The organism is Bartonella sp. AP36NXGY, from assembly GCF_042195865.1.
Classification (GTDB): domain Bacteria; phylum Pseudomonadota; class Alphaproteobacteria; order Rhizobiales; family Rhizobiaceae; genus Bartonella.
In genome coordinates this window covers 77,577-90,804 of the sequence record NZ_JBHIPD010000009.1, presented here as the reverse complement: position 1 = coordinate 90,804, position 13,228 = coordinate 77,577, and the positions used below count along the sequence as shown (strand labels likewise).

Below are 13,228 nucleotides of genomic sequence, written 5' to 3'. Positions count from 1 at the left end.
GTTAATGTTATTGTGCATTTCCAAGCATTGCTCGTGCATTGCGTATGCATTGCTTGTGCATTGCTCATGCATTGCACATGCATCATCATTACTTTTATCTTTGTTTTTATCCCATCTAGCTTTTGCTGCTTTTGATGCCTTTTCTGAAGATTTTTCTAAATTCTCATTGCAATTTAGTAACTCTTCTTCAACTTGTGCACTCCATAAATTTCCATTTTCCAAGCGGATAATTAATTTTTTTCGAATGAGTTTTTCTAATGATTTTTTAAAAGTTTGTACTGAACAGCCAACAGCACGTGCTAAAACAGAGGCATCATCATAAAGAGGTTCACAAGTTCTATACATAAAAGCAGTGAGTGTACTATAAGTGGCTTTTTCTGCTGCATCAGTGCCAGCAAAGTCCATAATCCACTCTTGATAAAAATTACGTACCCAAGGTAATTTATTTGCCATAATTACCCTCCTGCTCTTCAATAAAAGCTGCTTCTTTTAATTCCTCTTCAACATCTAAATTCCACAAGCGACCATCTGCTAAACGAATGAAATATCCTTCTTCAAGCAAAACATTCAGTGCCGCTTCAAACTTCTTCACTGAATAACCCGTGTAATTAGATAAAACTTTAATATTATAAAAAAGAGGTTCACCAGTATGCAACATACGTAACCGTAATCGCATATAGATATTGCCCTCTACAGCAGGCAAATAATCAACAACTATTGCCCACTTGTCTGCAAAAAGCCTCGTCCATGGCAACTTAGTTGACATACTTCACCTCCCTTTCTTTATTATTATTGCAAGTGAAATTATCTAGCTCTTCTTCACTGAGACTGTTGAGTTCTTTTCCAACTTCTGAATTCCACAACCCACCATTGTCTAAACGTATGATGAATCCACCTTCAATCAAGGAATTCAAAGCTGTTTCAAACTCTTCTACTGGATAACCAACCCAAAAAGCTAATACCCTTAAGTCCTTTAAAATAGGCTCACCAGTATGGAGCATTAGAAGTCGCAACATGACATAGATACATTTCTCGGTCGGCGACAAACAACCAAGAGTAAGAAGCCATTTGTATGCAAAAAGCCTCGTCCATGGTAATTTAATGGACATACCCCAATTCCCTTTCTTTAACTAAATATAAAATTGCTAAAGCATCTGCTTCGTTATCATCTTTCGGATTGTGCCCTTTTGCACGCACCGCCTTAATCATCTCTTCTTTCGACGCATTCCCCTTGCCTGTCGTCGCTTTCTTAATTGTACTTACTGGTATCCCCTCATACGGTATCTGATGCTGTTCACACCACGCCGTTAACGTTGCTAACAAACCACCGTAAACATGCGCTGCATCTGTACCTTTATGACGCCTCACCTCTTCAAAATACACCGCGTCAATTTGACCTGCTGTCTGCTTTATTTCTGATAGCCATTGTTTAAAACGCAAATAACGCATTCCACCGCCTTCAAAACGGCGCGATTGAAAATTCACGGTACCACTGAACATGTCACCACTTGCACCACGTATCGCCCACCCCGTTTTGGTACCTAGATCAAAACAAAGAATCGTGTTATTCACTGCGCCTCTCCATACACAATGTGTTTTATTAGGTTGTTTTTTTCCGAAAATGAAAGAAAGAACGGTGTGTAAAATATGCAAGCAGTTTTAAATTGGATAGAACAGCATCCTGTATTATTTTCAGCGTTTTCTGTATTATTTTCAGCACTTTCTTCGGTTGGTGCTTTATTATCAGCAATTTTTGCTTTTCGTTCTATTAAACAGACATTGAAATTAAGAAAGGAAGACAAAATAGAAGCTGAAAAATCAAGAGAAGAAGATCGCATAGAAGCTGCAAAATTGAGAAAGGAAGATCGAGAAAAAGATGAAAAATTGAGAAAGGAAGATCGAGAAAAATTTAAAACAGAATTAGCCAATGCCATGGACATAGCTAAATCAACTAGACAACAAGCGATATCAATGAAAAAGCTTGCCACAGTTCTGGAAAAACAATTAGAGATTTTAGAAGAAAAAAAGCTCCGTGTTACCACACACAGTTCATGGATAAGTGATAATCCTAATGATATCTTTCCAGTAATATATGTATCTTTAATCATTACAAATGCTACAAAACAAACAATTAAAATCAACTCTATCAGCATACAGGATAATAGCCTTTTTATCTTTATGTCCGCATGCTATCGTGAACTTTTGCCACAATCACTAGGAGCACTACATTACATCCATCCTCAACAGGAAAAACACTTATGCTTAAAGAAACCTCGAGTCGATCCACCCATACATAGCGATATTGATCCATTTAGCCTCAAACCTTCTGGTCTATTAGGACTAATTATTGGTGTTTTTCCTATAGACAGAAACTCAGAAATTCCTTTAATATTGACTATGGAGCACACTGCCGTAAATCCTTTAAATCCACCAGAAAAAGTGACTTTTTGCCCCGAATATTTTAATATTAAACCAAGTAATAAACTATCCGATCTGTTGTATTCCAAGCTGTTTCCATTCAATAAATAACCGTTTTCCAACATGATGAATAACGCTGTTGTTCCTCAGGGCTTTTTTCAGCCAACTCGGCCCATGTCATTGGCTTTGGTTTCATAAGAAGAAATGATAAATATTGTGCCCTATCCCATTTATTGGCTTCTGCAACTGTAACCGATTGTTTTGCCATAAACCATCTATTGAAATCTTCAATAATTTCAATTGCTTCATTCTTTTTCTGCTCATCCTTCATCAATTGTATTAGTATCTTTTGCGTTCTATCATCTTCTTCATTTACAATTGGGGCTTTTTCTACAAACTCTCTTACAAGCGCACGAACATCTTCAGACTCTTGAAGATTTTCATAAATATTTTCATATTCAGTCAAATATTCTTGCTCTTTAGATTTCTTCTGTTCAGATTCCAACAAACGTTCTTGCACTTCTTTTTGTAATTTTTGTAAATGTTGTATTTTCTCTTCATTTTCTGCTAGCTGTTCTTCCATCAATGCTTTTTGTGACGCTATTAACTCATTTTTTTCTGCTAGCTGTCCTTCCATCAACGCTTTTTGTGACGCTATTAACTCATCTCGTTCTTTTATCGCTTGTCTAAGCATTTTTATGTTTTTAAAATTGGTATAAACCGCATAACATGAACACAAATTAGCAATACAAGATATAATAAGTGCAATTAAGCCCATCCCTCTCTCCTCACTTACCCTTCTTCTTACTCTTCTTATTCTTATGAAGCGGCGCTTTTACTGCTTCATCACGCGGCTTAAGCTCTTGTGTTAGTCTTTGAATTTCCTCGTCGCGTGATTGCACATCTGCTTTTAGTGCCTGTATCTTTTCACTTTTCCGTTTAAACTCTTCTCGGTACGCATCTATACTTTGTTTTAGTTCTTCTATCTTTTGTTTCAGTTGTTTAATTTCCTTGTCACGTTCTTCAAGATCCGCATCACATTCATCAATTGTCTGCTTGCTTTCCTTTAAATACCTAAACTCATTCTCTTTCATTTTTTTCTTAATATCTTGAACCTGCTCTTTAAGTGCTTTAACTTGATCGCGATAATGCAATGCAATACGAAACATCACTCCGCTTAAGAGCAAAACTGAAACCACTGCTATCCATAAAATTTCATTCGAACTCATTTTGATCTCCTTAATGCTGCAATCTATCGACCTTCTGATCAACACCGCAGCTCTTGCTAATTTTCGACAATGGGGGGTGTTGCTCTTGCATTAATCTCTGCAAGCGCTCGGGATAAAAAAAATCTTCTGGACGCAAATCTATCCCATGATCACGTGCGTAATCTAAAATTTTTTGCTGGTGTTTTGCTGGCATGTCACGCCATCTATAAACAGATGACACATCTCTTTGCACTATGGTTGCTACAGTTTTGAAACCACCTAAATATTTTATAATTAATCTCGAAGGCATATGTAATCTCCATAACAGCACAATAAATAATTGCACTTTTTACATATGTCAACAAAAAATGCACCTTTCACATTTTTGCATTTTACGTATTTTTAGGGATAATATTTAAATTATGAGTAGCAATATTGAAAAAAGTATCCAACAATGGCTAGAAAAAAAATTAGACGAGCGCGGACACGGTGCTCAAATAGAACTAGCCGCCTACTTGGGAATCCATCAATCCACTATAAGCAGAATGATTAATCCTTACAAAAATGGAAAATCAAGAAGCATAAGTATTGGGGAATTAGTTAAAATAGCTGAGTTTTTTAACGAGCCCCCCCCCAATTTCTTCAATGATGTTGATCAAGAATTTATGAATTTTTATCGTGATCTTTCTGAAGAAAACAAGAAGTCTGTGATTTTATATATTGAGTTTTTAAGGCAATCAAAAGATAAGTTATAGTTTCCTTTTCTTTCTGAGAAAACCCTTTTAAAAGATTAGAATCTTGTTCCGCTATTTGCATTTTGTATCTCCATAAATTGTGGATAGTGCACTTTTTAAAAAAACATATCTAGCATAAATATGCACTTTTTACATTTTTATGTTGACACTTGCACTTTTTGCATATATTTATCTCCCATATCTTAGAAAATAACTTTTGCCAATAGGCAGTATGGAGGCATTTGTGAATAAACCAGTGTTTATAAATTCTGATGAAATTCTCTTAGTGATGTGCGAAAATGAAGAACAAAATCTCGCTAAATCTGGTCCTTTATTAGAAGAAAAGGACATTATCAATTTTATCGACCAAACCGATAATGCTGTCCAAATTTTGCGCGTAGAACCAACGACTAATCGTTACGAAGATATCTCTGAAGATATTGCTGAGTTTTATCTCAAACTACGTGAACAAAAGTGTTTTGATGGCAAAATACCGCATGACTTTATTCTACACAGCACAGCATACGGTTTTTTTTTAGATGATATAAAACAGCGCGAATATGATGATGCAATGTATGGTTCTTACGAAAAACAACACCGTTTGCGTCCTTGTGATGTGCTTTAAAAATTCTTAAGGGCGCATTTAAAAGCGCCCCCCCTCTTTCCTCTTATTAAATTATCGGATGGAGTAAACTTATGAATAATCCTATCGCTATTACAAATAACACGGTTAACGGAGAAGACGTTCAAACAGTCAATGCTCGTGACTTGCACGCATTCTTAGAAGCAAAACGAGACTTTTCCAATTGGATTAAGGACCGTATTAGCAGATACAATTTTATAGAAGGACAAGACTTTGTAAAAACACAAGATTTGCGGTCACCAAATTTGGCGAGCGCAAAATCTAGATCTGTTATTGCAATTAATTATCATCTCACCTTGGAAATGGCAAAAGAACTTTCCATGGTAGAGCGTAATGAAAAAGGAAAACAAGCCCGTCAATATTTTATTGAATGCGAGCGGCGTGCAAAGCAAGTTGTTACACCACAAATCGATTACTCAAGTCCACAAGTAATGTTAGGTGTATTAACTCATCTAAAAAATGAAAATGAGCGTAAAGACATCATCATTGAAGATTTAAAACCAAAAGCAATGGCTCTTGAAAGCTTACAACGCTCTGATGGGCTCTTCGGTCTTACTGAAGCCGCTAAAGTGCTCGAAATGCAACCAAAACAATTCATTCTCTTCCTACAGAAAAAAGGATGGGTGTATCGACGCACTTTCGGGGATCGCTTATTGCCTTATCAGGATAAAATCCAAAAAGGACTAATGGATTGTCCCACCATTACACTTCAAACCGCAAGTGGAATAGAAAAAGTCATTCCTTGCGCAAAAATCACAGCAAAAGGAATTGGTGTGTTGTCTCAAGAGATTAAAAAACAAAACATGCATTAAGGGAAATAAACCATGGAAAAAAATACGAACTTACTGATGAAACAATCGAAGTTGATGGCAAAATCCTTCACCGCATTCGTGCATTGAGAAGCTTCGGAAAAATCAAGAAAGGTGACCTAGGCGGCTTTATAGAAGGTGAGAGCAACTTAAGTCATGAAGGAGACTGTTGGGTTTATAATGATGCCATGGTTTATAGCGGTGCAAAAGTTTACAACAATGCCAAGGTATTTGATAACTCAAAAGTTTGTTATTTTGCAAATATTTATGAAAATGCAACAATTCATCATAACGCAAAAATATATGGTGGTCGTATTTTTGGAAAAGCACATGTTTACGAAAATGCAAGTGTTCATTGCAATGCAGAAGTGTATGGTAACGCACACATTTACGGAGATTCAGAGGTTCGTGGAGGCAGTATTATCACAACGAGCGAGAGAAGATAATTATTATGTATAGATATGAAATTAAACCTACTTTGTGTTCGCAGTTAGTTGTGAGAAATACCCACAATCCAGGTGAACTTTGTATAACGATCTCTGGAGATAAGGGCGAGCCCTATGTAGATACCATAATCTCTAAAGACAAAATAGATGCCTTCTTAAGTGAAGAGAATATCGTGCCAATGGAACTCATAGGATCGCAATGCTTTGCATTTTCATACGAATTCAGACCGTTTGCATGCACTAGATTTGAAATGATACCACCCAATTCAGATGAATCTTTCTTGTTGACGCTATATTCTGATCATTGTGCATATATAAAACGCATTCCAATTGATCGGATTGTACAACCTGTAAAGACAAAACTCTAACACCCCAAAACCAGCCTTTTAACACAAGCGTGATTCACGCCACGGGTGAATTGCGCGCAATGTAGGAAATCAAGATGAAAAATTCTACTTTTTTAAAAGAAATGGCAGAAAAATATGGATTTTCTGCTGAAGAATTTCGAGAAACAATCATAAAAACTTGTATTGGATATAAAAATGCTAATGTCATCACTGATGCAGAATTTGCCGTTTTTCTTTTTGTTGCCAATACTTATGGACTTAACCCTTTAACAAAAGAAATCTATGCTCTCCCTAAAAAAGGCGGCGGCATCATACCCGTTGTTTCTATCGACGGTTGGATAAAGATCATTAAGTCTAATCCTCAATTTGATGGGATGACCTTTCAAGATCAACTCGATAAAGACGGGAATCTCATTGCTATCAAATGTGCTATTCGTCTCAAAGGCATTAAAGACCCTATCGAAGTCACCGAATATCTCAAAGAATGCGAACAAGACCACAGTGACCCTTGGAAAAAATACCCCGCACGTATGTTGCGCCATAAAGCCACTATACAATGTGCTCGCTATGCTTTCGGGCTTTCCGGTATTTATGAAGAAGATGAAGCAAAACGTATCAATGAAGCAAACCATAACATACAAACGAAGTTAGTTTCTTATGATGTGCTTACGCAAATCAAACAATTAATAAACATCACTCAAACAGAAGAAGAAAAAGTGCTTCAGTATGGACGAGTCCAAAAGCTTGAAGATCTTCCTGATGAAATAGCACAAAGGATTTTGGATATTTTGCAAAAGAGACAGCATGAAAAAGAACAATCTTTCCTACAACAAAAGCAAATAGAGGCGCCTATACAAGATGCCGAATATATTCACGTCCAAGATATAGAATATGGACCACAAGAACAAAGAACGGCGGTGTGAGATGGAACAAAGAACAGCAGAATGGTTTCAAGCGCGCTTGGGTAAAGTCACCGCATCAAACATTTACAACATACTCAATAAAACTACAAAAGGATTGCCTACGAGCAAATATGAAGACTACAAAATCAAACTCATAACAGAGCGCTTAACAAGAGAAACAAGCCCCTATTATGAAACTGAAGATATGAGATGGGGTATCGAACATGAAGAAGATGCCTTGAGAGAATATGGCTTCATTCATGATGCCGATATAACAAAATGCGGCTTTATCCAACACCCCACAATAGAAATGGCGGGGGCTAGTCCTGATGGTCTCATTGGAGAAGACGGTTTAATCGAAGTCAAATGCCCGAGATCAGTAACACATATGCGCTTTTGTATAGGTGATGAAATCAAACCAGAATATCACGCACAAATGCAATTCCAAATGGCTTGTACAGGACGAAAATGGTGTGATTTCGTAAGCTATGACCCACGTTTTACGGGGGAATTCTTTCACTTACGCATGAAAGTCAAGCGTGTTCTCCGTGATGATCAACAAATTGAACAGATCAATCAAGCTGTTGAAACCTTTTTAGCAGAGATAGAACGAGAGATAAAACAACTCTCAACAAAAGCTGCTTAACCTTATGGGGGTGTTTTGTTCCCCGCATATCTACGAGCACCCCCACCCTTCCTAACACTTTCAAGTAATGCGTGATTCACGCCACACGTGAATTGCATCTCAATGTAAGGAGAAAAGATATGGCGCCTCGTAAAGCTATCATAACGCAAGCAGACATTGCACGAGCTTTAAGAGAAGCAAAAAAGCAAAAATGCGAACTCATAGAAATCAAACCTACCGGTGAACTGCTTATCTATCTTAAAGCAGATATTCCAATACCAAATTCAGTTAGCCACCCAGACAAACTTTTAGATTTGTCAAAGAATGAATATTACGAAACCGCACTCTCTAAGATGTAAAATACCATGCCTAAACCACGTCCTCCTCATCTTGTCAAAGAAGTCACACGTCATGGTAAAATTATATGGTATGTACGTATTGGTCATGGACCACGTATTAGAATACGCGGCACCTATGGAACGCAAGAGTTTGTTGATAACTACAAAAGCGCACTTGCCGAGTTACAAGGGCTTATACTTCCTAAATCAAAAACTGGTAAGCTAGTCGAAGGTTCATTCGCATGGCTCCTTAAACAGTATTTTAACAGCTCCAATTGGCATAGCCTTTCTAAAGTCACCCAAAAACAAAAAGAACTCATTCTTATGAAGGTATGTGATACCATAGGAAACATTCCATACCAAGCAATTGAAAAGAAACATATCATAGCCGGTGTTGAACGGCGTAAAGAAACACCAGCAATGGCTAGAAATTTTCTGAAAGCCCTTAATGGACTTTTTAATTGGGCGATTGATCAAGGTCTTTTGGAAAATAATCCAGCTTTAGGAATAAAAAGACCCCCCCTCAAAAACAAAGAGGGATTTCCTGTTTGGACAGAAGAAGATGTCGAAAAATATTATCAAATATGGCATCATGGTACCCATGAACGTGTCTGGATTGATGTTCTTTTATATACGGGCTTGCGTCGTGGTGATGCGGTACGCATTGGCTGGAAAGATGTCAAAGACAATATTATTCATCTCAAAACAGAGAAAAGTAAATTCCAAACAGATGTTTTTCTTCCCATTTTACCGGAATTAGCTAAAACGCTTGAAACTGGTCCTATTGGAGAAGAAACATTTATCTGTAGTAAAGTGAATCAAAAATTCACCAAAGAAAGCTTTGGGAATGGATTTAGAGACGCTTGTAATGCGGCTGGAATTAAAAAATCGGCGCATGGATTAAGAAAATTAGCAGCAACACGTGCAGCTAATTCTGGAGCAACAGTATCACAATTGAAAGCAATTTTTGGCTGGACAGAAGATCAGATGGCATCCCTTTATACAAAGAGTGCAGATCGTAAAAGACTAGCTCTTGAAGCTATAAAAAAGCTCCAAAAAAGTTAGGGGCAGAGACAAAAAAACGTAATAGAATCAAAATTCATTAATTCCCTTATATTCTATATAATTCTTTGATTTTATTTACTCTATACCCGCCCCTTGGGCGTACCATGTTTCTTTTTTCTATGTGTAATATATTCATTTTATTTGTGTTTTTAAAAATGAGGGATGCATAAATAAAAATGAGGGAATAAGATTTTAAAAGGAATCTCTTCGTAAAAAGGATACAAGAATCATTAGGTGATTAATTTCTTTGTTGCATTTCGAGGATAGTGCTTTACTGCGCATAGTTAATAACAATAAGAATCGATAAAACATAAGAATTAGAAGATTCTAGCTCGCGATACGGTAATTTTATAAGTCATATTCTTGCGTATGCTGTTAATTTTTAAATTAAAACCAGCCGCATCATTTATACGTTTTTTTCAACCTTCAAAATTGAAGTTTATCTCAAACGCATTTTATATGAAGCATTTCTAATTACAGTGCCTTTGTTATCACATTAAACTTTTTATAAACAAACAGACCGTAAGCTTAGAATTGAAATAGCAATATAAAAATAGTTTCTTATTCACCTAACACAACAAATCAAGAAACTATAATTCAGAATACGATCAACTTATTAAATGGAATCTCTGATAATAAAAACGCATAATCCCCGTCCCTCGGTGATCTAACTACCTTATCTATTAAACAGATTCTTCATCAATCATAGAATAATTATAGATTTGCAAACACATCACTTCTTTTCAAAAATTAAACCCTCCAACAAAATTTTACACTCTATTGATAATATATTCTAAAAGCTCATATTTGAATGCTTTTTTCCCTTGTTTTTACTTTTCATTATAAACTTGAAAGTGTTATACAAGTAGTATCGCTTAAAAGAAAAAGGATTTCTAATGGTAAAGATCAAAGTAGAAAACCCCGTTGTTGAACTTGATGGGGATGAGATGACCCGCATCATCTGGAAATATATCAAAGATAAATTAATCCATCCCTACCTCGACATTGATCTAAAATATTATGATCTTTCCGTCGTAAATCGTGATGCAACCAATGATCAGGTAACTATCGATTCTGCCAATGCTATCAAAAAATATGGGGTTGGTATAAAATGCGCAACCATCACACCTGATGAGGCACGCGTTAAAGAATTTAACCTAAAAAAAATGTGGAAATCACCTAATGGCACAATCCGCAATATTTTAGGAGGAGTCATTTTTCGCGAACCCATTATCTGTAAAAATGTCCCTCGCCTTGTTCCTAACTGGACAAAGCCAATTATTATCGGACGTCACGCTTTTGGTGATCAATACAAGGCAACAGATTTTAAATTTCCAGGAAAAGGGAAATTAAGTATTAAATTTGTCGGTGATGATAATCAAGTTATTGAACATGATGTTTTTGATGCTCCAAGCGCAGGGGTTGCCATGGCTATGTATAACCTTGATGAGTCAATTCGTGATTTTGCCCGCGCATCCTTTAATTATGGACTACAACGGAATGTTCCAGTTTATCTTTCAACAAAAAATACCATTCTAAAAACTTACGATGGTCGTTTTAAAGATATCTTTCAAGAAATATTCGATACGGAATTTAAAACTGAATTTGAAAACCGTAAATTATATTACGAACACCGTCTTATTGATGATATGGTTGCTTCTGCATTAAAGTGGTCAGGTGGATACGTATGGGCATGTAAAAACTATGATGGTGATGTCCAATCTGATATTGTTGCCCAAGGCTTTGGTTCTCTGGGTCTCATGACTTCTGTTCTCATGACACCTGACGGCAAAATTGTTGAAGCAGAGGCAGCACACGGCACTGTAACACGCCATTATCGTCAGCATCAAAAGAATGAAGAAACATCAACGAACTCTATTGCATCTATTTTTGCATGGACGCGTGGACTAGCGCACCGTGCTAAACTAGATAACAATGAGAAGTTAAAAAACTTTTCCACGACATTGGAAGAAGTTTGTATTAAAACCGTCGAAGAAGGTTTTATGACCAAAGATCTCGCACTTTTGATTGGGCCTAAACAAAAGTGGCTTTCTACAACAGGTTTCCTCGATAAAATTGATGAGAATCTCAAAAAAGCAATGGGCAATTAAGTTATTACTTAAATTAAAATTCAAAGCTCTAAACAGAGCTTTGAATTTCTCTTGGCAAATTCAAAGAAGTACCTTATAAGTAAAAAGAGGATAGATTTTTATTAAATAGCAAACAACAGTGAAAAAACAGGGCTGGTCTGCGCTTTTATTGGGTAAAAATGGTCTTTGCTTTTTAACGTTTACAGGTGGAGTTGTGTTACACGCCACCAACGTTTATATTGTTATTACTATTTTACCCTCTCTTATGAATCATATTGGCAGTGAAATATATTATTCTTGGGTGGCTACTGTCTTTATTACAGCTTCACTCGTGGGTACTTCACTTGCAACAAAAATATTAGGGAAATTAGGTCCTCGCAATGCGTATGTTATTTCTGGACTTATCTTCACCCTAGGCACTTTTATGTGCAGCATTTCTTCATCTATGCCATTGTTTTTAATAGGACGCTTTATTCAAGGATTTGGAAGTGGTTCTTTGTTATCCCTATCCTATTCCATGGTACGGATTGTTTTCAGCCCATCTTTATGGTCACATGCATTAAGTATTATCTCTGGAATGTGGGGAATATCAACCTTGTTAGGACCAGCAATCGGGGGGCTTTCTGTATATTATGGGCTATGGCGAGCATCCTTTTTGATCATTGGCGTATTAGCTATATTTTTCTCACTCATCGCCTTTAAATTTTTACCAAAAAAGAATGAAAACGATGTTCCAACACCCCCTCTTCCTCTTCTCCAGCTTTTCACACTCACCTTATTGATTTTTATTATTTCTGTTGGAGGGGCTATGGAGTCTACAATAGCAAAAATTTGCGGATTAGTTATCGGACTTAGTCTTCTTTTTGTTCTAGCAAAAATCGAATCATCTACCCCTCATCCTATGTTGCCCCGCAAATCCTTTTCTTTCTCTTCTGAAATCTTTTCTGTTTACGCATTGATACTCGTTATGACAACAGTCGTATACAGTATAGAACTTTATTTTCCACTTTTTCTTCAAGAGCTTCATGGGCAAGCTCCACTTATTGCTGGTTATATAGCAGCACTTATGAGCCTAGGGTGGACATGTGGAGCCATCTCAAGTGCTGGTCTCTCCACAAAAAAAATTCGCAACATCATTGTATACTCGCCCCTATTAAAACTGTTAGGCATAATGATTCTTTTATGGCTCATCCCAACAGAAGTTTCCGCGCTTGAATATATTTTTATTATTTGCTTAGCACTGTTTTCTATTGGAATCAGTGCGGGCATAGCATGGCCACATTTGCTCACAAGGATCTTACAATGTGCAAATGATGAAGATGCTCTCCGTGCCAGTGAATCCCTTACCTCTGTACAACTATTTTCAGCAGCCTTAAGTGCAACTCTAGCAGGAGTCATCACCAATCTTGCAGGCCTCTTTAATCCTGGAGGAACAATAGGAATGATCTTAGCAGCAAAAACTCTTCTTATAGTGCTCATGGGTCTTTTATTTTGTCTTGCTATTCCATTAGCACTGCGCATTTCTTACTTCATATTGAAAAACCCAACAGGACATTCCAATAACTAAAAATAAATATAAAAATTCCTTCTTCATTAAAAAAAT

General features: G+C 36.7%; 18 protein-coding genes. 11 read left to right on the top strand and 7 right to left on the bottom strand.

The genetic code is table 11. The features are described 5' to 3' along the window. From ACFINX_RS05555 to ACFINX_RS05540, 4 genes are all read right to left on the bottom strand, one after another. A partial coding sequence (locus tag ACFINX_RS05555; protein WP_375668456.1) for a DUF1376 domain-containing protein occupies window positions 1-453 on the bottom strand: 453 nt, incomplete at its 3' end. After that, window positions 443-766, bottom strand: a complete 324-nt coding sequence (locus ACFINX_RS05550) for a DUF1376 domain-containing protein (protein WP_375668455.1) — start codon at window positions 764-766, stop codon at window positions 443-445. The genes ACFINX_RS05555 and ACFINX_RS05550, both read right to left, overlap by 11 nt. Further along, on the bottom strand, window positions 756-1,109 hold the full coding sequence (locus ACFINX_RS05545; protein ID WP_375668454.1) for a DUF1376 domain-containing protein: 354 nt from the start codon (window positions 1,107-1,109) through the stop codon (window positions 756-758). Before ACFINX_RS05545 ends, ACFINX_RS05550 begins: the two co-directional genes overlap by 11 nt. Further along, window positions 1,099-1,572, bottom strand: a complete 474-nt coding sequence (locus ACFINX_RS05540; protein WP_375627686.1) for a crossover junction endodeoxyribonuclease RuvC — start codon at window positions 1,570-1,572, stop codon at window positions 1,099-1,101. The genes ACFINX_RS05545 and ACFINX_RS05540 overlap by 11 nt, the downstream gene beginning before the upstream one ends. A 75-nt stretch (window positions 1,573-1,647) precedes the next feature. Here ACFINX_RS05540 and ACFINX_RS05535 point away from each other — a divergent pair, with 75 nt between their 5' ends. Beyond that, window positions 1,648-2,529: a hypothetical protein gene (locus ACFINX_RS05535; protein ID WP_375668453.1), complete on the top strand. Its 882-nt coding sequence runs from the start codon at window positions 1,648-1,650 to the stop codon at window positions 2,527-2,529. Here the strand turns inward: ACFINX_RS05535 and ACFINX_RS05530 are convergent. The 3 genes from ACFINX_RS05530 to ACFINX_RS05520 are packed head-to-tail and all read right to left on the bottom strand — an operon-like array spanning window position 2,519 to window position 3,936. Next, on the bottom strand, window positions 2,519-3,196 hold the full coding sequence (locus ACFINX_RS05530) for a hypothetical protein (protein ID WP_375613781.1): 678 nt from the start codon (window positions 3,194-3,196) through the stop codon (window positions 2,519-2,521). The genes ACFINX_RS05535 and ACFINX_RS05530 overlap by 11 nt on opposite strands. 10 nt (window positions 3,197-3,206) lie before the next feature. Beyond that, complete coding sequence (locus tag ACFINX_RS05525; RefSeq protein WP_375668452.1) at window positions 3,207-3,647, bottom strand: hypothetical protein; 441 nt, start codon at window positions 3,645-3,647, stop codon at window positions 3,207-3,209. A 10-nt stretch (window positions 3,648-3,657) separates the two neighbouring features. Next, window positions 3,658-3,936, bottom strand: coding sequence for a hypothetical protein (locus ACFINX_RS05520; RefSeq protein ID WP_375668451.1), 279 nt, complete (start codon window positions 3,934-3,936; stop codon window positions 3,658-3,660). 112 nt (window positions 3,937-4,048) lie between these two features. Here ACFINX_RS05520 and ACFINX_RS05515 point away from each other — a divergent pair, with 112 nt between their 5' ends. The 10 genes from ACFINX_RS05515 to ACFINX_RS05470 all read left to right on the top strand — a co-directional run bounded on the left by ACFINX_RS05515 (window position 4,049) and on the right by ACFINX_RS05470 (window position 13,192). Next, a complete protein-coding gene (locus ACFINX_RS05515; RefSeq protein ID WP_375612684.1) occupies window positions 4,049-4,381 on the top strand; it encodes a helix-turn-helix domain-containing protein in 333 nt (110 codons plus the stop codon). A 223-nt stretch (window positions 4,382-4,604) separates the two neighbouring features. Further along, window positions 4,605-4,985, top strand: coding sequence for a hypothetical protein (locus tag ACFINX_RS05510; protein WP_375668450.1), 381 nt, complete (start codon window positions 4,605-4,607; stop codon window positions 4,983-4,985). A gap of 71 nt (window positions 4,986-5,056) precedes the next feature. Then, window positions 5,057-5,815 (top strand): antA/AntB antirepressor family protein, encoded by a 759-nt coding sequence (locus ACFINX_RS05505; RefSeq protein ID WP_375668449.1) that lies wholly within the window; start codon window positions 5,057-5,059, stop codon window positions 5,813-5,815. Between the two features lie 83 nt (window positions 5,816-5,898). Then, window positions 5,899-6,258, top strand: a complete 360-nt coding sequence (locus ACFINX_RS05500; protein ID WP_375634932.1) for a hypothetical protein — start codon at window positions 5,899-5,901, stop codon at window positions 6,256-6,258. A 442-nt stretch (window positions 6,259-6,700) separates the two neighbouring features. Further along, entirely contained in the window at window positions 6,701-7,528 is an 828-nt protein-coding gene (locus ACFINX_RS05495; RefSeq protein ID WP_375668448.1) for a recombinase RecT, read from the top strand. Between the two features lies 1 nt (window position 7,529). Next, window positions 7,530-8,153, top strand: coding sequence for a lambda exonuclease family protein (locus ACFINX_RS05490; RefSeq protein ID WP_375668447.1), 624 nt, complete (start codon window positions 7,530-7,532; stop codon window positions 8,151-8,153). Window positions 8,154-8,272: 119 nt separating this feature from the next. After that, the gene (locus ACFINX_RS05485) at window positions 8,273-8,491 is read left to right on the top strand and encodes a hypothetical protein (RefSeq protein WP_375618906.1); all 219 of its coding nucleotides are present in this window, start codon (window positions 8,273-8,275) and stop codon (window positions 8,489-8,491) included. Between the two features lie 6 nt (window positions 8,492-8,497). After that, window positions 8,498-9,535 carry a tyrosine-type recombinase/integrase gene (locus ACFINX_RS05480; RefSeq protein ID WP_375635011.1) on the top strand — a complete coding sequence of 346 codons (1,038 nt, stop codon included), beginning with the start codon at window positions 8,498-8,500 and terminating at the stop codon, window positions 9,533-9,535. Window positions 9,536-10,431: 896 nt separating this feature from the next. Beyond that, a complete protein-coding gene (locus tag ACFINX_RS05475; protein WP_375613103.1) occupies window positions 10,432-11,646 on the top strand; it encodes an NADP-dependent isocitrate dehydrogenase in 1,215 nt (404 codons plus the stop codon). A gap of 118 nt (window positions 11,647-11,764) precedes the next feature. Continuing rightward, window positions 11,765-13,192 carry an MFS transporter gene (locus tag ACFINX_RS05470; protein WP_375629058.1) on the top strand — a complete coding sequence of 476 codons (1,428 nt, stop codon included), beginning with the start codon at window positions 11,765-11,767 and terminating at the stop codon, window positions 13,190-13,192. The last annotated feature ends 36 nt before the right edge of the window (window positions 13,193-13,228 follow it).

Coding starts and splice junctions, on each gene's coding strand:
- ACFINX_RS05485 (WP_375618906.1), top strand. CDS start 8,273: ATGGCGCCTCGTAAAGCTATCATAACGCAAGCAGACATTGCACGAGCT.
- ACFINX_RS05505 (WP_375668449.1), top strand. CDS start 5,057: ATGAATAATCCTATCGCTATTACAAATAACACGGTTAACGGAGAAGAC.
- ACFINX_RS05525 (WP_375668452.1), bottom strand. CDS start 3,647: ATGAGTTCGAATGAAATTTTATGGATAGCAGTGGTTTCAGTTTTGCTC.
- ACFINX_RS05480 (WP_375635011.1), top strand. CDS start 8,498: ATGCCTAAACCACGTCCTCCTCATCTTGTCAAAGAAGTCACACGTCAT.
- ACFINX_RS05495 (WP_375668448.1), top strand. CDS start 6,701: ATGAAAAATTCTACTTTTTTAAAAGAAATGGCAGAAAAATATGGATTT.
- ACFINX_RS05530 (WP_375613781.1), bottom strand. CDS start 3,196: ATGGGCTTAATTGCACTTATTATATCTTGTATTGCTAATTTGTGTTCA.
- ACFINX_RS05545 (WP_375668454.1), bottom strand. CDS start 1,109: ATGTCCATTAAATTACCATGGACGAGGCTTTTTGCATACAAATGGCTT.
- ACFINX_RS05475 (WP_375613103.1), top strand. CDS start 10,432: ATGGTAAAGATCAAAGTAGAAAACCCCGTTGTTGAACTTGATGGGGAT.
- ACFINX_RS05535 (WP_375668453.1), top strand. CDS start 1,648: ATGCAAGCAGTTTTAAATTGGATAGAACAGCATCCTGTATTATTTTCA.
- ACFINX_RS05515 (WP_375612684.1), top strand. CDS start 4,049: ATGAGTAGCAATATTGAAAAAAGTATCCAACAATGGCTAGAAAAAAAA.
- ACFINX_RS05520 (WP_375668451.1), bottom strand. CDS start 3,936: ATGCCTTCGAGATTAATTATAAAATATTTAGGTGGTTTCAAAACTGTA.
- ACFINX_RS05550 (WP_375668455.1), bottom strand. CDS start 766: ATGTCAACTAAGTTGCCATGGACGAGGCTTTTTGCAGACAAGTGGGCA.
- ACFINX_RS05490 (WP_375668447.1), top strand. CDS start 7,530: ATGGAACAAAGAACAGCAGAATGGTTTCAAGCGCGCTTGGGTAAAGTC.